At 39.7% G+C, this 20853-nt stretch carries 18 protein-coding genes; 11 read left to right on the plus strand and 7 right to left on the minus strand.

Translation table 11 applies throughout. From position 1 onward, the window contains the following. Positions 1–288 precede the first annotated feature (288 nt). The 3 genes from HUS61_RS04040 to fabB form a co-directional block, all read right to left on the minus strand. Entirely contained in the window at positions 289–1305 is a 1017-nt protein-coding gene (locus tag HUS61_RS04040) for an aspartate-semialdehyde dehydrogenase (RefSeq protein WP_054551679.1), read from the minus strand. 32 nt (positions 1306–1337) lie between these two features. Beyond that, positions 1338–2459 carry a 4-phosphoerythronate dehydrogenase gene (locus HUS61_RS04045; RefSeq protein ID WP_175082117.1) on the minus strand — a complete coding sequence of 374 codons (1122 nt, stop codon included), beginning with the start codon at positions 2457–2459 and terminating at the stop codon, positions 1338–1340. A 132-nt stretch (positions 2460–2591) separates the two neighbouring features. Continuing rightward, positions 2592–3806, minus strand: coding sequence for a beta-ketoacyl-ACP synthase I (gene fabB, locus HUS61_RS04050; protein WP_054561838.1), 1215 nt, complete (start codon positions 3804–3806; stop codon positions 2592–2594). A 179-nt stretch (positions 3807–3985) separates the two neighbouring features. On the opposite strand from fabB, the gene mnmC reads away from it, so the two are divergent. After that, positions 3986–6034 (plus strand): bifunctional tRNA (5-methylaminomethyl-2-thiouridine)(34)-methyltransferase MnmD/FAD-dependent 5-carboxymethylaminomethyl-2-thiouridine(34) oxidoreductase MnmC, encoded by a 2049-nt coding sequence (gene mnmC / locus HUS61_RS04055; RefSeq protein WP_175082116.1) that lies wholly within the window; start codon positions 3986–3988, stop codon positions 6032–6034. A gap of 26 nt (positions 6035–6060) precedes the next feature. On the opposite strand, the gene HUS61_RS04060 is transcribed toward mnmC, so the two are convergent. After that, entirely contained in the window at positions 6061–7518 is a 1458-nt protein-coding gene (locus tag HUS61_RS04060; RefSeq protein ID WP_175082115.1) for an OmpA family protein, read from the minus strand. Between the two features lie 142 nt (positions 7519–7660). Here HUS61_RS04060 and HUS61_RS04065 point away from each other — a divergent pair, with 142 nt between their 5' ends. The 3 genes from HUS61_RS04065 to HUS61_RS04075 all read left to right on the plus strand — a co-directional run bounded on the left by HUS61_RS04065 (position 7661) and on the right by HUS61_RS04075 (position 10712). Then, positions 7661–8296, plus strand: coding sequence for an SDR family oxidoreductase (locus tag HUS61_RS04065; RefSeq protein WP_175082114.1), 636 nt, complete (start codon positions 7661–7663; stop codon positions 8294–8296). A gap of 93 nt (positions 8297–8389) precedes the next feature. Beyond that, the gene (locus tag HUS61_RS04070) at positions 8390–9226 is read left to right on the plus strand and encodes an ABC transporter substrate-binding protein (protein ID WP_175082113.1); all 837 of its coding nucleotides are present in this window, start codon (positions 8390–8392) and stop codon (positions 9224–9226) included. A gap of 7 nt (positions 9227–9233) precedes the next feature. Further along, positions 9234–10712, plus strand: a complete 1479-nt coding sequence (locus HUS61_RS04075) for a methyl-accepting chemotaxis protein (protein ID WP_175082112.1) — start codon at positions 9234–9236, stop codon at positions 10710–10712. On the opposite strand, the gene HUS61_RS04080 is transcribed toward HUS61_RS04075, so the two are convergent. Further along, complete coding sequence (locus HUS61_RS04080; RefSeq protein WP_175082111.1) at positions 10702–11475, minus strand: sulfite exporter TauE/SafE family protein; 774 nt, start codon at positions 11473–11475, stop codon at positions 10702–10704. The genes HUS61_RS04075 and HUS61_RS04080 overlap by 11 nt on opposite strands. Before the next feature lie 205 nt (positions 11476–11680). On the opposite strand from HUS61_RS04080, the gene HUS61_RS04085 reads away from it, so the two are divergent. The 7 genes from HUS61_RS04085 (at position 11681) to HUS61_RS04115 (ending at position 17739) form a co-directional block, all read left to right on the plus strand. Then, positions 11681–12397: an enoyl-CoA hydratase/isomerase family protein gene (locus tag HUS61_RS04085; RefSeq protein WP_175082110.1), complete on the plus strand. Its 717-nt coding sequence runs from the start codon at positions 11681–11683 to the stop codon at positions 12395–12397. A 258-nt stretch (positions 12398–12655) separates the two neighbouring features. After that, a complete protein-coding gene (locus HUS61_RS04090; RefSeq protein ID WP_175082109.1) occupies positions 12656–14215 on the plus strand; it encodes a DUF2235 domain-containing protein in 1560 nt (519 codons plus the stop codon). A gap of 11 nt (positions 14216–14226) precedes the next feature. Then, positions 14227–14796 carry a hypothetical protein gene (locus HUS61_RS04095; protein WP_175082108.1) on the plus strand — a complete coding sequence of 190 codons (570 nt, stop codon included), beginning with the start codon at positions 14227–14229 and terminating at the stop codon, positions 14794–14796. 37 nt (positions 14797–14833) lie between these two features. Next, positions 14834–15298, plus strand: coding sequence for a hypothetical protein (locus HUS61_RS04100; RefSeq protein ID WP_175082107.1), 465 nt, complete (start codon positions 14834–14836; stop codon positions 15296–15298). Between the two features lie 346 nt (positions 15299–15644). After that, the gene (locus tag HUS61_RS04105) at positions 15645–16424 is read left to right on the plus strand and encodes a hypothetical protein (protein WP_175082106.1); all 780 of its coding nucleotides are present in this window, start codon (positions 15645–15647) and stop codon (positions 16422–16424) included. Positions 16425–16517: 93 nt separating this feature from the next. Continuing rightward, complete coding sequence (locus HUS61_RS04110; RefSeq protein ID WP_175082105.1) at positions 16518–16718, plus strand: AlpA family transcriptional regulator; 201 nt, start codon at positions 16518–16520, stop codon at positions 16716–16718. Beyond that, a complete protein-coding gene (locus tag HUS61_RS04115) occupies positions 16708–17739 on the plus strand; it encodes a replication initiation factor domain-containing protein (protein ID WP_175082104.1) in 1032 nt (343 codons plus the stop codon). Before HUS61_RS04110 ends, HUS61_RS04115 begins: the two co-directional genes overlap by 11 nt. Positions 17740–17979: 240 nt before the next feature. Here the strand turns inward: HUS61_RS04115 and HUS61_RS04120 are convergent, their stop codons facing one another. Next, complete coding sequence (locus HUS61_RS04120; RefSeq protein WP_175082103.1) at positions 17980–18657, minus strand: response regulator; 678 nt, start codon at positions 18655–18657, stop codon at positions 17980–17982. Positions 18658–18967: 310 nt separating this feature from the next. Further along, positions 18968–20344, minus strand: a complete 1377-nt coding sequence (locus HUS61_RS21480; protein WP_181448113.1) for a M23 family metallopeptidase — start codon at positions 20342–20344, stop codon at positions 18968–18970. Positions 20345–20853: the final 509 nt, after the last annotated feature.

Genomic DNA, 20853 nt, shown 5'->3' on the forward strand with positions numbered 1-20853 from the left:
CAACCTTGGTTGCTTAAACATCAAGTAATTCTTGCAGAATTGATTCTTAATTATGTTTTCTTGCAAGCTCTATTCCAGCTGCAAACTATAACTTAGTTGCCTTGCAATATCTATTGCAACACCTTGATAGTAAATAGCTTAAATAATAGCGGCTGAGAGGCTTTTTTATTGTTATCGTTAAGTTTATACGCTTTTACAGCGTATGCGGCAATAATTTGGCAGTGAATTCACAAAAAAAGCGGCAAATTGCCGCTTTTCTTAAATTTAGCTCAGCCTAAATCATCAGATTTATAAATAATTTGCGATAAGCTCTTCAGCAATCTGCACACTATTTGTTGCCGCACCTTTGCGCGTATTATCGCTAACAACCCACATGTTTAAGCCATGTGGGTGCGAAATATCAGCACGTAAACGACCCACGTATACAGTATCGTTACCACTTGCGTCTGATACTGCAGTTGGATAATCGGCTAAGTCTTCGATAAACTCTACACCAGGTGCATCGTTTAATAGCTGCTTCACATGTTCGATATCTACTGGCATACGCGTTTCAATATTAATCGCTTCACTGTGACCAAAGAACACGGGAACACGAACACAAGTAGGGTTAACCACAACACTGTTATCACCTAAGATTTTTTGTGTTTCGTTGACCATTTTCATTTCTTCGCGGGTATAACCGTTATCTTCAAAGCTGTCGATTTGTGGGATCACATTAAAAGCAATTTGTTTAGGGAAAACGGCATTATCCATCGGACGCGCATTCATTAAGTTTGCTGTTTGCTTAGCTAGTTCATCAACGGCTTCTTTACCCGCACCCGATACAGCTTGATAAGTTGATACGTTAATGCGGTCAATACCATAAGCATCATAAATTGGCTTTAGTGCCACCAGCATTTGAATCGTTGAGCAGTTAGGGTTTGCAATGATGTTGCGGTTTCTGAAATCCGCTAAGCTTGATGCATTCACTTCAGGAATAATTAGTGGCACATCGTAGTCATTACGAAAGTGTGAGGTATTATCAATTACCACACAGCCTGCGTCCGCCGCAATCGGTGCGTATTTTTCAGAGACACTGCCGCCTGCTGAAAATAAACCAATGTGAGCTTGGCTAAAATCAAACTCTTCAACATCGATTACTTCAATGCTCTCACCGCGAAATTGAATTTCTTCACCAGCACTACGGCTGCTTGCGAGTAAAAATAATTGGTCTACCGGAAACTTACGATCTTCTAAAGTTTCGATAATCTGACGACCCACTAAACCTGTGGCACCTAATACGGCTACATTAAATTTTTGCGACATGTGTTTTCCTCTTTTGAATAAAGCCAATGGCTTTATTCGTTAATTCTAAATCCCAGTGCAGCTAATGCGCCTTCACATGCACTGTTGGCAGCCACCGACAAAGTACTAAACTCGCGTCGTGGCGGGTAATTCTTGCGTAAACTATCAAAGCCTTCGCTTGCTAATTTACTTCGTAAAATGCCATCGTCGCGACGCACATCATAAATTAAGTGCACTAAGCGACCTATATCATCTAGGTTAAAGGTTTCACCTAGCGTGACAGAGTGGCTAATTGGTTCTGGCAAAAAATCGTCCAGAGACTTAAGCGCTGCGATGCCTTCAAGCTCACATACTTGCTGATACAGCATTTGTGTACCGCGGGCTTTGCCTTCAAGTGTATGCCCTGCAATATGCACACTGGCATAACGTACATAATCAAGCAGAGGTGTCAGTATATTGGGTTCGTTTTCCCAAACATCAAGCACACAATCTAATTTTGCGCCTTGCTCAAACAATGCTAGCAATGCTTGGTTATCAATCACATCACCACGGCTTGCATTGATAATCGTCATACCCGGCTTAAGCGCTTTTAAGCGTTTGTCATCGAGCATGTGCAGGGTTTTATGCGGACCTTGCTTAACTAATGGCACGTGAAAAGTCACAATATCGGCTTGGGCTAGTAATGTGTCTAATTCAATATGCTCTGCAAGCTCACCGGCTTCATGTTTTGGTGGATCACATAACAATACATTCATACCAAGCAGGCTAAGCTTATCACGTAAACAGCTACCTATACTGCCAACACCCACTATGCCGATGGTTTTACCTTGTAATGAACTAGCATTTTCTTGGCTCAAGGCATACAAACAGCTAATAACATATTCAGCAACCGCCACGGCATTACAACCTGGTGCGCTGCTAAATGCGATATTTCGCTCAGCAAGTAACTCGGTATCAATGTGATCAACACCTATGGTTGCTGTGCCCACAAATTTTAATTTATCTGCTTGAGTGAGTAAGGTTTTATCTACATTGGTAACAGAGCGGGTTAACAAAATATCGACCCCGACTAGCTGCTCGGGTTGGAGATTACGGCCATCAAATCGCTCAACATCACCAAAATCGGCAAAGTACTGCTCAACCAATGGCATATTTTGATCTGCAAGAATTTTCATTTGTGTGTCCGAGAGGCAGAAAGTGGCGCTATTGTAGCGAATTTATCAGTATTCGGATAGGTAACAACTAAGACTTTATAACAAATGAAAAAGCCGAGCTATTGCTCGGCTTTAAGCAAATACTGGAGAGGTTTAACCTTTATATTTGCTCATTACTAATGTGGCGTTAGTGCCACCGAAACCGAAGCTGTTAGACATAACTGTATTTAGTTCAACGTCTTTACGCTCAGTTACAATATTTAGACCTTCAGCTTGCTCATCTAGTTCATCAATGTTGATAGATGGAGCAACAAAGTTATGCTCAAGCATTAATAGCGAGAAAATTGCTTCATGAACGCCTGCCGCACCTAGAGCGTGACCTGTCATCGCTTTGGTTGCACTGATCATTGGCGAGTTACCACCAAATACTTCTTGAATAGCGCCAAGCTCTTTCACATCACCAACAGGTGTTGAAGTACCGTGAGTATTTAAATAATCAATACCGCCTTCAAGATCTTGCATTGCTTGCTTCATACAACGTACAGCGCCTTCACCTGATGGAGCTACCATGTCGTAGCCGTCAGACGTTGCACCGTAACCAGTGATTTCTGCATAAATGTGCGCGCCACGAGCAAGTGCATGCTCAAGTTCTTCAACAACAACGATACCGCCACCACCAGAGATAACGAAACCGTCACGGTTTGCATCGTATGTACGTGATGCTTTCTCTGGTGTTTCATTGTACTTAGTAGACAATGCACCCATTGCATCGAATTCCATTGCTAGCGTCCAGTGAAGCTCTTCACCACCACCTGCAAAAATTACGTCTTGCTTGCCTAGTTGAATTTGCTCAACCGCGTGACCGATACAGTGTGCAGATGTCGCACATGCAGAACTTAGTGAGTAGTTAACACCTTTAATTTTAAATGGTGTTGCAAGACACGCCGAAGTCGTACTCGCCATAGTACGTGGTACCATGTAAGGACCAACACGTTTTACGCCTTTTTCACGTAAAATGTCAGCCGCTTCAACTTGCCATTTAGATGAACCACCACCTGAACCCACTAATAAACCAGTGCGCTCGTTTGAAACTTGATCTTCACTAAGGCCAGCATCTGCAATCGCTTGTGACATTGAGATATAAGCATATGCAGCAGCATCGCCCATAAAGCGCATTGCTTTACGATCAACAAACTCTTTAACATCAATATCGATTTTGCCAGATACGTTACTACGTAGGTTGTAGTCAGCAAACTCTTGGTTGAACGCGATACCACTACGGCCTTGTTTTAATGATTCTAATACTTCTTCTTTGTTGTTACCGATGCTTGAAACAACACCGATGCCCGTAATAACGGCTCTTCTCATGGGTAATTACCTTAGCTCTATACTAAATTGTGTTCTATTTTACGCTGAAATTACTTTCGAAGTGGTCAGCTTTCTAGCGTACACATGTACTCTGAATGTCTAGCTTATAAATAACGCCAGACTATTTCAAAGAAAACACGTAAAATAATGAAAAAAGTTTGTAGTTAATTAGTTAAACCATGATCAAAAACGCACATATTCATTTTAATCACCTTGGTACCCCTGTCGCCGATCAGTTTGACGATGTTTATTTCTCTAATGACGATGGCTTAGCCGAATCACATTATGTGTTTTATCAACAAAACCATATCCCGCAACGATTACAAAATCATGACCGTAACCACTTTGCAATTGCTGAAACAGGCTTTGGTACGGGGCTTAACTTTTTAAATACATGGCAACACTTTGCTGCTCACCTTGATAGGCAGCATGCAGAGCAAGAAGTTCAAAATCAACCCGACCATAGTGGTAAAAAAAGTGTTACCCGCTTGCACTTTATCTCTTTTGAAAAATTTCCTATTAAGCGTGATGACCTTGCTCAAGCACTCAAAGCCTGGCCTAGTTTAAGCAAGTATAGTGAGCAACTAATTACCCAATACCCAATTAATTTGGCCGGCTGTCATCGCCTTGAATTTGCAGGCGGCAAACTAATACTCGACCTTTACTTTGGTGACGTGCAAGACAGCATTGACGCTATGAGCTACCCAAGCGAAGGGGTTGTTGATGCGTGGTATTTAGACGGCTTTGCACCAAGTAAAAACCCAGATATGTGGCAACAGAGTTTGTTCAACAAGATGCGTGCTATCTCAAGAGCAAATGCCACACTCGCCACTTTCACTGCCGCAGGCTTTGTAAGAAGAGGGCTAATCGAAGCAGGCTTCAGCATGAGTAAAGCAAAAGGCTATGGTAAAAAACGCGAAATGCTGATTGGCGAGCTCACTGAGCCTAATGATCAACAATCAGGGCCTGCCTATTTTACTCATCAGCAAAGTGAACTGAGTAATGTGGCTGTTATTGGCGGTGGTATTGCCAGTAGCAGTGTACTGTATTCACTGGCAAAAAGAGGCCTAAAAGCCACGCTTTTTTGCCAAGACGAAGCGCTTGCCATGGGCGCTTCTCACAATGTACAAGGGGCTGTGTATCCGCATTTACAAGCGAAAAATTCACCACACAGTGAAATGTTCGCCCATAGTTTTTTATATGCGATGCGTCTGTACCAACAATTACTTGATGATGGTTTTGACTACCCTCACCAGTGGTGTGGTGTATTACAGCATGCGGTTAAACAAGGCCTAGCTGATAAACATCAAAACCTTGCCGATAAAGAACTTTGGCCAGTTGAATTAATGCGTAATGTAAGCGCCGAAGAAGGTGACGAAATTGCCGGTGTAGAAACAGGCTACTCAGGTGTATTCTTTGCAAAAGGCGGCTGGGTAAATCCACCAGCCCTGGTTACAGCACTATTTAATGCGGCAAATTCGTTAACTGCCACTACCAATAATAAAATGGACAGTCACTTTAATTGCCATATTGAAAAGCTCGAAAAAACCGCTGATGGCTGGTTACTACACAGCAAAGAGCAAACTTTCGGGCCATTTAGCGATGTGATTAATTGTGCAGGTGAACACAGTGACCAGTTTAGCCAAACTCAAGCGCTACCTATTGTTGGTGTGCGCGGCCAAGTCTCGCATGTGCAAGCAAGCGAGCAGTCAAAACGCCTAAAGACCGTGCTTTGCCATAAGGGCTATTTTACTCCTGAATATCAGGGCCATCATTGCATGGGCGCGACTTTTGAAAAAAACTCAAAAAGCCGTGAAGTTAAAGAGCAAGACAACCACACCAATCGCGAACAACTATTAAGTTTTTACACAAACAGCGAGTTTGCAACGACCTTAGGTGAGATAACAGCGGCAAAAGCAGCTGTAAGGTGCACCTTTATCGACCATCTACCTATGGCAGGTGAATGGGCTGAACAAAGTGATTATGTAAGCGCGTTTGCTAATCTACGCTTAGGTAAGCGTTATCAGTACCAAACGTTAACGAAACCTCAGCAAGGCTTGCATGTACTCACAGGCTTTGGTGCAAGAGGCCTGTGCAGTGCCCCTTTATGTGCTGAACATTTAATTGCTTGTTTAAACAATGAACCAAGGCCATTTAGCGAACGTGTGAGTCAGGCTATTCACCCCGCCCGCTTTATTGTTCGCGACCTAATTCGTAATAAAATTTAAAGGGGCTAAAAAGCCCCTTTTGATTGTTAATTACTTAATCGCTCAACTAGCTCTACGCGTCTGTTTAGCTGACGACCCAAATCATTTTTATTATTGGCAGCTGGCGCATAAGGGCCTACACCATAACCAATTAAACGCGACTCTTTAATGCCGTATTGACTCACGAGCGCTTTAACAACTGCTTTAGCTCGCTTAGATGACAGCCCTAAATTATATTCTGGGCTTCCTTTATCATCTGTATGACCAACAACGTACAAATTTAAGCTGTTATTTTTATTTAAAACATCCGCAATCACTTTTAATGACTCTGCTGACTCTGGCTTAATGTCTGATTTATCATGGTCAAAGTAAATGCCATAAATGGCTGCTTTACCTTTTTGCTCTAGCTGCTTTAACACTTGGTCCGGATTGGTTTTAACTAAATCTCCTTGTAAAGGCTCTGTTCGAATTATAACAAGCTGCACTCGCGTAGTGCCTTGGTAATTCCCAACAAAAAATGCGACATAGGTTGTTTGATTTTCTATGGTGTTTTTCATTAACTGATAACGCGGCTGACGATAATAGTTATAAACTTGTTTTACCGACAAGTGATCACCAAGTGCTTGTATTGCCTTACGGTCGTCACCACATGCTTGACGTTCGCAACTAAATACCGTTTCAAAGCCTTCTTTTGTTAAGGCAGACACATAGTTATGAAAAACCTTAAGGGTTGATACTTTTCTAATTTCATAAGTAATACGAGTGATATCGCCTGTCACATCTTCAGCAGGTAGCGCTTTGTTTTTACGGTTAAATATTCCTGTTGGTAGTGAAAATTCCTCGTAATCAATTTGCTCGTAGTCTTCAATAAAACTACCAGGATAACGGCTAAGTAATGGATGATCGCTTGAGCCTCTAATATCGTCTTTAGGTGCTTTGGTAACTGGATTTAATTGCTGTTTTGCAAAAGCAGCTGTATTGGCTTTTATCAGACCCGTTTCAAGCTCTTTAATCGCAATTGAGCTACTCATAACACGCGTTTTACTGTTGTACTGGCCAACAAATAACGACACTGCAAACTCAGGCTTTTCACCTTTAGTGGCAAGCAGATAATATGGCTTACGATGATAATTATAGAGCTGAAAGTAACCGACTTCCTCTGCAAAATCACTGCTGTCACCGCAAGCATCTAGCTGGCAAGAATAAACAATATTAAAACCATCACTGAGTAACGCGTGTTTATAGTTTTCAAATACTTTGAGAGTGGCAACATTGTTTATTTCGTACAATGTGTGGTTTACATCGCCAATAAAGTCTGTGTAACTAAATCGCTCTGACGACTTTTTACTGTCATCAAACTGGCTCATTAATTGTGTCTGTTCGCCACTGAGTTTAACCGACTTTTCAACCTCACTATTTGGATAAGGCGATAGCCATTGATTGGCAGATACCGCATTGCAAAATGCTAATGTTATCACCACCAAAAGATTAAAATATATTTTCACTTTAAGTCCTTTTAATTGATTTTGTACCCAATTCGGTACTATGCCAAATAATACTTTTTTATTCAAAGTTTGCTTGTACCCCTTTAAAAATAAATCCACACCCCAAGGTCTTTACTTACACAGCAATTAGAAGGAGTTTGATATGAAGACCTTAATCATTGGCGCAACAGGTCAAATAGGTAAAATGACCACCGAAAAAATGCTGGCAAGCGGTCATGATGTAGTAGCTTTAGTTCGAAACAAAAGCAAGCTGAGTGCGCTTGAAAGTAATAATTTAACGATTGTAGAGCAAGACCTCGAAAACGATTTTAGTCGTGCCTTCGAGGGTGTTGATCAAGTGATTTTTAGCGCGGGTTCTGGCGGCGCTACGGGTGCAGATAAAACCTTACTGATTGATTTATGGGCCGCAGTCAAAGCGATTAATTATGCGGTAGATGCCAAGGTTAAGCACTTTATTATGGTCAGCTCAATTGGCGCTGATGCCCCAGACAACATTGAAAGCAGTATAAAACCGTATTTAGTTGCTAAGCACATGGCTGACCAGCATTTAATCAATAGCGAATTAAATTACAGCATAGTCAGACCTGGCACGCTGTTAAATGATGCAGCAACGGGATTATTAACCACCACGCGCCCTGCAACGCGCCAAGATGCGGTGATCAACCGTGAAGATGTGGCAGATACCCTGCTATACCTTGCTGAACGTACACCTAAAAAACCGCAAGTGTTTGAATTGTTTAATGGTGATAAGTCAATCGGCAGCCTACTACGCGATTGATTAGGTATGAATACGTATGCATAAGAAATAAGATTGAGAAAGCGCGTAAAGCACTTTAGTTTATTGTTTACATAATAATAACAAAGGTGCTTTATGCGTCATTTTGCTTTTCTTTTTTGCTTTGCTTTTACGTCGGCTTGTTTTGCCGCACCGGTAAAAGTTCAAAGTTACAGTGGCGATACCTCCCTTCCCCACAAATTATTGATCAGCGCCATTGAACGGGCTGATTTAGAGTATGTTCACCCTTACGAAACCAATAAAGATATCTCTAACGCACGTATCTTAAACGATGTAAAAAACAACCAGCTGGATGTGATGTGGAGCATGACATCCACTCAGTTAGAGCAAGATTATCAAGCCGTTTATATTCCCTTGTTTCGTGGCTTACTTGGCATGCGAGTAGCAATAGTGAAAGCACAAAACCGCGAACTGTTTAGCTCGGTAACTAGCTTACAAGATTTAAAACGTTTCACCGCTGGACAAGGTAAAACCTGGCCAGATACGAAAATATTAAAAGCAAATCAACTACCCGTTGTTACCACATTAAAATACCCTAACTTGTTCCCAATGCTTGAAGGCGAACGCTTTGATTACTTCCCACGTGGGGTGAATGAACCTTGGGATGAAATTGCCAATCACTCAGAGCTTAACCTCACTGTAGAGCCGCATTTGGTGATTAAGTACACCGCACCACTTTACTTTTTCGTCAACAAAAACAACCACACACTTCATAAACAGCTAAATGATGCGCTAAACGAGATGATTGCTGATGGCACATTTAACGCCATGTTTTTGGCAGACAGCCAAGTACAAACGGTTTTATCAAAAGCCAACTTAACCTCGCGTCGCGTTATTGAGCTAGATAACCCAACGTTATCGTCGAACACACCTAATAAAAATAGCCCTTTGTGGTTTAACCCATTTCAATGAGCGCACAATGAAATCATTAAAATATAAAATGACCTTGGCACTGTCTTTGTGCCTTTTACTGAGCGTGATCTTCGTGATCAGTGCAAACTATCTGCTCGCAAAGTCGAGTCAAACACAACAATGGCAAGACGACATCACAGCTCTCAATGAGCAAATGCAGGTTATTTTAGCCGAGCCGGTATTCTCTTATGATGAGCCGTTAATCAATCAGATTATTAAAGCCTTTTCGCAAAACAAACATGTACATATCATTTCAGTGACAGATCATCGCAATAAGCCACTTGCTTCTATCACTAAACAAAGCAATAGCGCATCGGTTAGCAAAACTATTGATTTGCACTATTTAGATAATTTAATTGGTCACATAAAAATTGGTTACTCACAACAAGCACTGCATAGCACCATTGCTGAGTCGACACGCACCATGTTTATTACCTTGCTGGTCTCTTTTATCGCCTTGGGTGCGGTGATTATTTATATCGTGCGGCTATTAGTGATAAAACCAATCGATAGCGTAAATAGCCTTGTTGATGAAATTGTCAAAGGCGAAGGCGACCTTACAAAACGTATTAGCTATCAATCTAATGATGAAATAGGCTATTTGGTCGATGGTTTCAATCGATTTATAGCGCAAGTACAAGAAATCATCACTGAGCTAGGCAGTACAGCCAGTGAGCTTGAAATGATAGCCAGCACAGTAAACGAAGCATCTGTGCGCTCTAAAAACGAAGCAGAGCTTGAATATAATCGCACTGATTCAGCAACCAATGCGCTTAGTCAGTTAAGTGAAGCAACCAAAGAGATTGCACAAGGGGCTAATCAAACTGCACAGCAAACAACCGACGTACATCGCTTATGCCAACAAGGCGAACAAAATATGAATGCCAATGGCAACATGGTTGACGAATTAGCTGCACAACTCGACCATACATCAAACGTAGTTAAACAACTAAACGCCAGCAGTAATGAAATTAGCCAAGTGCTCGATGTTATAAAAAGTATTGCCGAGCAAACCAATTTACTGGCTCTAAATGCTGCTATTGAAGCGGCTCGTGCGGGGGAATCTGGTCGTGGCTTTGCTGTGGTGGCCGATGAAGTAAGAGCGCTTGCTAGTAAAACCTATGATTCAACGTCTGAAATTGAGTCGATTATTGTATCGCTACACAACAATACCTCTGATTGTGTAACTGCAACGGAGCAAAGTAAGTCGCTCAGCGATAAAGTGAGCCAAGCGAATCAAAAAAGCCAAGCGGTGTTTAAAGATATTGCTAAACAAATCAATACCATTAATCAAATGAACGAAAGCGTGGCGGCAAGTTCTGAAGAGCAAACCAGTGTGACCGCTGATATCTTAAATACCATGCAGCTTATTAACCAAGGCGCTAAGAGCCTATCGCAAGAAGCTCAGCACCTCGATAACACCATAGGCCAACTCAATGAATTAGAACGCGGCATCGTTGCCAAACTGGGTTTGTTTAAATACTAAAAGCCATAATTCCCTGCCACGCAAGTTGCAGGGAAAGCACCGTTAACACTAAACGAAAAATCTTTTTAAATTTATCTGACGAGATGCGGTGCAATAACTTAAGGCCAAGCCAAGTGCCTAAAGCACCGCTCAATATCATGAGCATAACCAGCGGCAACCACTGCCAAAATGCAAACCCCACAGCCCCATATAAAATCGCTTTTAAGGTATGTTGCACTGTCATGCAGCTTGAAAAAGTGGCGGTAAATTTAAGCTTATTATAATTATTCACATATAAGCAGCTGCCAACCAAAGGCCCACTTGCTCCCACAAACATCGAGATAAACGTGGTCCAAAGCCCAGCGAGAACACGCCATAACTTTGAGGTTTCTCTAAGCTTTGGCGTCACACCCCAGAGTAAATAGAGCACAAAGGCAGCGACCACTATTTTCATTAATTCAAGGGGAATTGATGTGACAATCGTTGAGGCTACCAGCGCACCTATGACTCCCCCTAAAGAGAAGTACATAAACATAGCACCATCAATATGTTTAAACGTGAACAAAAAGCGGTTTGCGTTAGAGCCTAACTGCACTAAGCCATGGACAGGGATAACCACACTCATAGGAAGCATAGATGCCATGATCACCAGCAGCATTAAGCCGCCACCCGCACCAAAAGCCGCTGAAATCATTGAAGTAAAGCCCGCAACCACAATGAGCATTATTGTGCTGATCGGACTTAATAAATCTCCACCCAAAAACTGCCAACTGATCAAATCCATTGTTACGCTTTAAATAGTGTGTTTGAGCTAACGCTATCATGACTCACCACTATTAGCGATATATTGGAAAATAGTTTCGACTAAAAGACCATATCAACCAAAAGAGAAGTGCCCCTAAATTCACAACTGGTCAGACTTGTGGTTTATTTTGTTAAACCTATGGGTTATAACTATGCCCACAACACAATAAAATTAAAGGCACAGCATGACACTGATGAATGTAAGTACACAAGGATCTGTTGCTATCTTAACTATGACAACAGCTGAAAATCGCCATAACCCTGCTTTTGCAGAGGCTTTTTTAAATTGCCTTGACGAAATCGAACGTAACCCTGAACACAAAGCACTGGTGATCACTTCAAGCAGCGAAAAATCATGGAGCTTGGGCATAGATACCGATTGGCTTATGCCTGCATTAAAAGCACAAAAATTTGCTGAAGTAAGTGGCTTTATGCACTCGATGGATGCGGTATTTAAACGCCTATTACTCTTCCCAATGCCAGTAATTGCAGCAATTAATGGCCACGCTTTTGGTAATGGCGCCATTTTATCGTGCGCTTGTGATTTTAGATTTATGCAAAGCGATCGTGGTTTCTTCTGCTTTCCAGAAGTTGACTTATCAATCCCGTTTTTACCGGGCATGCTCGCTTTCATTAAAAAAGCCATTCCAGACTATCGTTTTAACGAAATGATGCTAACTGGCCGTCGCGTTACCGCAGGCGAACTTGCCACGGATCATGTTATTGAACAAGCCTGCCCAAACAGCGAAGCTTTATTTAATACCGCCCTCGAATTTGCCAGCCAGTTCGATAAAAAACGCGCGATTTTCGCCGAGCATAAAAAGCGCCTACACAAACACATCATCGACACCATCGATATTGAAAACAAACCGATTATTGATGCCGTTCAGTTGGTTGTTTGATACCAGAGAAAATAGAAATCCACCTCCCCTTCAAAGTTTGGAGGGGTTTAACCAATGCCCTCACCAGCTCTCAGCCTTATAATGAAATAAAAAATAAAAGTTAATTTTTCAAAGAATTAGACACCTAAAAAACATAATAAGAAATTTCTGAGTTACATAAATAGTCGTTAATTCTAAACTTCTAATTGAATATACAACCCATAGCTATTCATGAAGTATCGAAGCTGTTAGCTAGTTTCATTTACTCAAGGAGGAGTTATGGCACTTCATATTTTTAACTTTGATGGCACAGGCAACGAGCCAGAAGACGCCCTACAAATCGTCAAAAAAGGCAAAAAAGAAGACGATAATATTACAAACATTTTGAAGTTTCATTTCATGGCAGGTGGTAATCTTCATGATGATGAGAATAAAGGCCTATCAACACACTGTAATGTCGATAACAGCTTCTATTACCAAGGTGTTGGAACCTATGGCAACTGGTGGTCTCGGTTAATTAATCAGGGTATATCGCCTGAAAAAAAAGACGTCAGAACAATTTTGATAAAAGCGATTAATGACTTTAATCGGGTTTATCAAAAAGGCGATCAAGTTATTGTTACTGGTTTTTCAAGAGGGGCAGCCCTTGCCCGTCGCTTTTGTTCAAAGATTATTGAGAAATCCCCCTTATTAAATAAACAAACAACGCCTTTTATTTATTTAGCAGCGTTTGACACCGTGGCTAGCATCGGCCTGCCAAACTTAAGTAAAGCAGAACGCCCTGACTATGAAGTTGTTTTTGAAGATGGGCATACTATTTCAAAAATAATCAAACAAGCCACCCACCTTGTCAGCTTAGATGACAAACGTAAAGCATTTCAACCAACACTGATGAACTATGAAGAAAGCCGAATCACAGAGTTATGGTTTGCAGGTGCTCATAGTGATGTAGGCGGGGGTTATTATCGTGATGGCTTATCAGATTTAACGCTTTCTTATCTGATCAATTGGATTGCTTACCAAGTTAAAATGTTTGACCTGCTAGATCCTGAATTAAAAATGCCTTCAGAGAAAGCGCTTCAAAAGGCGTTACCATTAAGGTTAAAAAACATGATTGGACTTGATGATCTCCAAAGAGAAGCTACTGCTCTGGGTAAAAACCATCAACAAGATCGCTGGCCAATTGTTGACTGGCTCACTCTTGAGGATCGCGTCTGTTGTGTAATAGATAAAGATAAGCTGTCGAGTAAGCATAAACCAGTTATTCATAACTCAATTACCGAACGAATTGCATTCGACAAGGATTACCGCCCTAAGTCTTTAGCAAATGTCTCGCACAATGTATTTTTTGCCTTTAAACATGAGCCAATAAACGGCTACGGAGTTAAAGCTTACTGCAATAACCCAAGACCTGTATGGTTTGCATTGGAGGTTGGTGAATCAATTGAGATAGAAGTTGATTCTGCAAAACTATTTAACCACTCAGGTATTTTAGTAGAAACAGGTGAAGTCTATTCAATTACCACTCAAGCAGACGATGTATGGAGCGATGGCAGTATTAAATGCAATGCAGATGGTTGGAATACCGACACTGTCCAGCTTGGTTTAGTGGAACTAACAATCAAGCTTTCTCGCAGGTTAAAGCGAGTTAAATCAGCTGACTGGTTTACTTTATGCTGTTCTGTTGGACGAGGTGATAATCAAGCAAAAGCAATAGGCTGCAATGGCGAGTTTAAAGCCAGTAAAGATGGTGAGCTTACTTTTTTTGCTAACGACATTAAGTCAAGAATGGCCAATAACGTTGGTTTTATAACTATTAACGTTAAAAGAATCCAGTAAGAGTTTTGACTATGCAAAGCTACATTAGAAAAATATTACAGCCAGAAAATTTGCCTAACTGGGTTAGTTTAATCGCCATAGTGGCTGTCTTATGGACGCTAAATAGCGAGCTTTCAAGGCAATCACTTGAAGAAACTAAATTAGTAATATTAAAACAGCTGAGCAACTCTGCGACCCCAATGAAGCTTGAGCAAGTCATAACTGATGGATATTTGGGGGCAATCTCTGAATTAGTGGCAGATGGTTTAGTCCTCCAAACTTCACAAGGTTACGAAATTAGAAGATACGACCCTAGAATAAAAGATGATATATCGATTGCCATCAGTTTAGTTTTTGGGGTTGATAATTACAAAGATACTGGCAAAGGGCTAATCCCCCTCGATTGCACACTTTTCAAGAATAGGCATGAAGATGTAATAAAAATCACCAAGTTACTGGAAAGACTTCGCGGTAATAGTGTTGACGAAAATTTTGAAGAATACATTTCTAGTCACAAAGATGTACTTTTCAAACAACTGTATCTAATGACTTACCATCGCAATACTGACTTACAAGCAATGCTAAATTGCTTTGACTTTTAGCATTACTGGGAACATGAATGAATAGAAGGAACACATTATGCCAACTATAGAAGATTTAACTGAAGCACAATTTGTAAATCTCTTAGAAGAATATTACGCGCCACCAAAAGCGCGAAACAAACTTACAGAAGCTGAAGTCAAAGACTTAGCAAGCAAATTGAATGATAAAGTAAATATTCCATTAATTAGCGAAACAAGGGAAGAAAAAATACTGATTAAAGTCATTTTAAGGGTTGATACATTTTTATATGACAACCTGCCAAATGAAATTTACGATTTAGTCAGAAGCTCAGAAAATGGTATTGAAGATGAAGAAGCCACACGACTGATTAATAGGTTATCTATTTTAGCAAACGAAAAAATAAATATTCCTTACATTCCCGAAGCTGCTGAATATGTAGCAATAAAGTTTGTAATTAGAGTCGTAATAAATGCTGCTAGAAAAAATTGGAATTTTGACAGAGCAAAAGCGGCTTCTAATAAAGATTTAATAATTGCATAAGGCAAAGTAAAATTGATGCTTTGAAAATTGCGCAATAAAAAAGGCCGCTCTGAGAGCAGCCTTTTTCATATTTGGTGGAGCTGGGGTGAGTCAAACCAAACAACCAACCATCTGATTTAAAATAAAAATTTAAAAACATAAATAACCCATGGGCCACACCATGGGCCTCAAACTATCTCTGACCCCCGGGTTCAACTTTGCTCAAAAACAGGGATGAAAAAATTTTGAAATTTTCCCTTTTTTAATGCTTTCAGCATCGTATTTTGTCTGATAAGTTCGAAATTGTACGATGAGTACTTAATATAGCAGGGATGCCTCAGTTTTAAAATTAATCCGTGAGGGCAAAATGCATCTAAACGAAATAACAACTAACGCGCATGAAATAACCAACAATTTTATTTCAGAACAGATTCAAATTACCGGCTCTAAAAAGAAAGCTCTTAAAATTTTAGAAGAAGAACAAAAAGATTTTCTAAAATGGATGAGAAATAAATACTTTGAGAATCCATCAATTCCAAAAACAACTCTACCTAATAGCGATGAATTAAAACGCGTTGTCAAAGAGTCAAATAGAATGACTGAAGCAAATAAAGAAAAAATCGAAGACTTAGAGGACTCTGATTTTTACGGCATGTTGCCTCAGTTACTCACAAACCTAGGACTACATGATATCGCGAATGAAGTTTTATTTAGACAATTAAAACAAGAAATAAAACCTTTACTAACAGTTAAAATTGAAAAGCTTCAAGGAGAAGTACAAAAAGAAGAAGCAGTAAAAGACAAAGCTCGTAAAAATGGTCGTAGTGGTGGTCGGATTAAAGCTGAAAAGAATCAAGGTATTGTTAACTGCGCATTAAATGAATATGTATCAAATTACAGCACAAGCAATTTAAGCCGCAGCCACATAGCGAAAATAATTAAAAATAAGGTTAACAATTTCATTAAATCAAGAGCCGATCTAAGAAGCGTAGTACCAGAGTTTTCAGAAGAATCTGAAGCTATTTTAAAATGGATTTCTAACTACTCACACTTCATTAAAAATAACGAATGGAAACCCAAAACCCCACAAGCAGTGAAAAACTTCTATTATTCTCAGCAATTAAAAAAGTCTGAGCCTAGCTGCTAGGTACGATTCTCAGACTCTTAAATTTCCAGTTAAATACACCTCAGACAAGGGCGAACAATATCGATCGCCCATGATAATAGGAAGGTATCCGTGATGAATACTACCAATTCACAAATTGATCGCTTTGTGCGTGAAGCAGAATGTAAACACTTAACTGGTCTCTCTAGAACAACTCGTTATGAAATGGAGCAAGAAGACAAATTTCCAAAACGTATAAAGCTGAATACACGAACCGTTGCATGGAGACTTTCTGACATTCAAAACTGGATGGAGGAGCGTATTAATGCAGCCTAAGATCATAACTAAGCCATTACGTGAGACAACACATAGTAGTAATGAATTAAAAAACAGTAAGTTACACAACGAGAAGTTAATGCCGTTAAAAAGTACAGATAGTCCTTTTCTAGAAGATAATAATTTCAAAACTCGAATTGATTATTTAACTCTAAAACTATTTACAACTAGTGATGCACAATTCGAGTCAACTATCTATTTAATCAAACAATGGTTAACTACCCTCAGAATTAAGGTGTCTAAAGATAAATTTAATAGAAAGTACTTTGACGACGGCATCCTGCTAGAAAGTACTGATGTAAAAGTTCACTATTGCGGGGCTATAAAATGGAATGCTGATAAGCAATTCATAATTGTTGAACTCACAGGCTATGCGTGTGAATTGATTAATATTAGTCAATGCTATTTCTTTCCGCTTTTAGAATTGATGGAAAGAAACCGCTTTGAAATTAAACGAGTTGATATAGCTTTAGATGACTTCTCAAGCCGTTACAATATCCGCTTTATACAAAAAAAGTATTCTTCTGGTGGCTTTTCACCTTCCTCTGGGCCAAAGCCAACCAGAGAAAACATTAGCTCATCAACAGGACGAACTATCTATATTGGCTCAAAAAATGCCAGCAAACAGATGGTCATATACGAGAAGGGTAAACAATTACAGCTGCCAAAAGATTCACAAGAGTATCAATCATGGACAAGGCATGAACTGAGACTAAGAGGTAACAAGAATATAATTATCCCTGGTGATGTCCTCACATGTCCTGATAGTTATTTTTTAAATGCATACCCAAAAGTTTATCGATGTATGCTTAAAGGCGTTGAGGCAAGATCTATAGCAAGAGAGATAAAAACGCGATGTAATGCAGTTAGGGATAGGGGTCTAGAAAATCTAAGTAAACAGTATGGCCCTACCCTATTGTTTGCAAAACAGACGTTGACAGAAAAAGAGATAATACAAAAAACGATGAGACCAGCAAAAAGATTTCAACCGAGTTTGCCGCTTAGTATGATGGTTAGCTAATTCTATAAGTTTAACTTCATCAGTCAGGTTTGATTTCATGATCTAATTAAACCTGACAGTTTTTTAAGTTCACAAAGTGTGGGCATAAAAGCGTTATAGGCTAAGGACGTTTTTGTGTCAATGGAAATGTCTACAACGCTGCTCGCATTAAAAACTGTTGTCTTCTTTCTATTTCATTTATTATCAAAATCGTTCATATTTTTGTTGCTGGCTTACGTCTCACTCAGCTGCTATTACTTGTTAGCCATGCAGACCCAGATCGAGTGATTTGAGTAAAGTTGTACCTGAAGATGTAATGCTATTGGCGCCTGCATTCAAAGCCTCCGTTTTAAGGTGTTTGGCAGCCCAACCTCCGCAAAATATATGAAATGGTACGTTATCATCTATGGCTCTTATTTCTTTCACAAGCTCAATTCCTGCATAATCACCTTCAGGGCGCCCCATGTCAGAGATAATTCTGTCATATCTTCCTGGGCGGAAGATATTTAAGGCTTCTTCCGAAGATTTAACCGTTTTCACTGAAACACCCATTTCTTCTATATTGGCAATTAAAAACGCATTATTTTTGGGGCGATCATCAACCCACAGGATACTCGATACACTTTCGGTACCTGCCTGATGAGATTCGTTCATAACCTGCATTGAAGAATCATCAGATAGTAAATTCTCAATAGCTTTTTGAATATCACCTATTTCACTTTGCATATCAGAAATTAGGTGTCTCTGCTGCTCTGTGACTTCTTCCATAGTGAGCTCATTTCCAGCAACCTTAAGAGTAAATTTCCTCGAAGTAGCTGAACTTATGACTGATTTAATAGCATCTCTGAAAGAGTAAAGTAGATAAACAAAAATAAGCGGCCAAAGTATCTTGGCTAAAGCCTCTATTAACTTTACTAAATCTATTTCTCCAACAGCCATAATTTTTCCTTAAGAAGATAACAACGAATTATCAAAAATTTCTGTTAACAATCGATGTATCAATTGACAAATTTATCAAGATACGATTTTAAAAGTTAATAAGTTACACATAGCTACAAGGAATTACAATTGTTTAAATTAAGCTATATCCGAGAACTTAATTAACTAAAAATGATAAAATCACATGACAAGAAGCTGTTCAAATCCGATTTAAAGAATGAACTAACCTCAACTCCTAGCTTAAAGTCATCATGGCGATTCTTTACAGCCAATACTCTTAGATGTATTAACGTCTAATCTCAGAAAAATACTATTTAACAAACCAAGGGAACTTATTTAGATTCCATAGAGAGTTTTCAAAGTTAGGTCCACACTTACCAGCAAACGGTTCACCCAGTGAGTAATAATCAGTTTTCCATACCTCAAAGTGCAGGTGCGGCCCTGTAGAGCGACCAGCACTCCCCACTTCAGCTATTTTTTGCCCTCTAAAAACTGTATCTCCTTTTTCTACCAAAACAGAACCACTCTTTAAGTGGTCATAGCGAGTAGCAAACACCTCTCCTTCGTGTTTAATTACGACAACATTTTTTCCGTCAAAACACCAATAGCAAAGTCCAGCTCCACCGGCACAATAGCTTCCTAAGTCTGTACATACTCTATACCCGCTTGATACATTGGGGCCATTTTGTTCAGTAGGAGCATTACACTCAGCGATATCAGTATTTTCTGTGCATTTATCAAAAGCAGTTTCATCATCAAAAGCCCATAACACCACTCCTGATTGAGCCGCTAATACATTTACACCTTTGTCCATCTGCTCCCATTTGGTAGTATTAAGTCCGTCATTTAAATTTATATCAATACCCTCATGTCCTTGGTAGCTGGGATTCTCGCAGTTAAATGCAACTCCATCCCCATCAACATCTGCATAGCCGACAGTACAATCTATCCCTGGTTCACATTCTATCGGCCACATTAGTTTTGTAGGAATATCAGCTGGAGTTGGGATTACAAACACTGCAATGGTATCACTGTTATCAAGACCATTATTATCTGTAACTGTGAGCTCTAAAATTAGTTCATGCTCATAAGTAACTTCTGGCGCATCAAATGACGCTCTAATTTTATCTGAGTCAGTGAGGGAGACACTTTCACCTGCAAGTTGGATCCAAGAGTAAGAAACTATACTCCCATCACTATCTGTTGCTTCACCTTCTAGGCTAACTTCACTTCCTTCCACAACCGTTTGATCTTCACCTGCATTCACTGAAGGAAGTGAGTTGGTTGGTGGCGGATTGGTTGGTTCAACAAATATACTGATTGTGTCACTACTTTGAGCCTCATCATTATCTGTTACAGTTAGCTGAAAACTGAGTTCTACCCTTTCCTCAACATCAGGCGCATCAAATGACGCTCTAATTTTATCTGAGTCAGTGAGTGAGACACTTTCACCTGCAAGTTGGATCCAAGAGTAAGAAACTATACTCCCATCACTATCTGTTGCTTCACCTTCTAGGCTAACTTCACTTCCTTCCACAACCGTTTGATCTTCACCTGCATTCACTGAGGGAAGTGTGTTGGTTGGTGGCAGATTGGTTGGTTCTGCAGTTGAAGTATTATCACCGCCCCCTCCTCCGCAAGCAACTAAGGTAGCGAATAGCGCTAATAAAAAAGCATTTTTTAACATTTTATATCCCCACTCCATTGAGTCACAATTGACCAACCTTAGTTTAAATTAGAAAAACAGACTTAAGCTCATTATCAAACTAGCACTTTTATATCTGAAAGCCTATTTCACAACTACTTATAATGAAGAGACCATTCTCATCAAAAAACTAATCATAATTCCTTCGATATTAACAAGTGTTAGTTAGGAGCAGACAGCTCTTTTCCTCTTTAAAGAACTATATAAATAAGTCTAAGCCTTAACAAAATTGATAAAAATTCAATTTTAAATTTTGCTAGATTCTCGATAGACCAGAAGAAAACTCATGACTTACCAATAGTGTATATTTAAAGGGCTTAGCTGCTATTTGAGAAAATAATAGGTAAAGACATTTTCTTAATTAACTGATTTCAACCAAAACTGCTCACTTAACAAGCAATAAAAGTATGACAAAAACCTATTTTGGCGTCATCAATTGAGGCATTTTTCATAACGGTTTTAAATATCTAAAAATATTCAAAACCTCGCCC

The organism is Pseudoalteromonas sp. 0802 (assembly GCF_013350085.1).
In the GTDB taxonomy this organism is placed as follows: Bacteria; Pseudomonadota; Gammaproteobacteria; order Enterobacterales; family Alteromonadaceae; genus Pseudoalteromonas.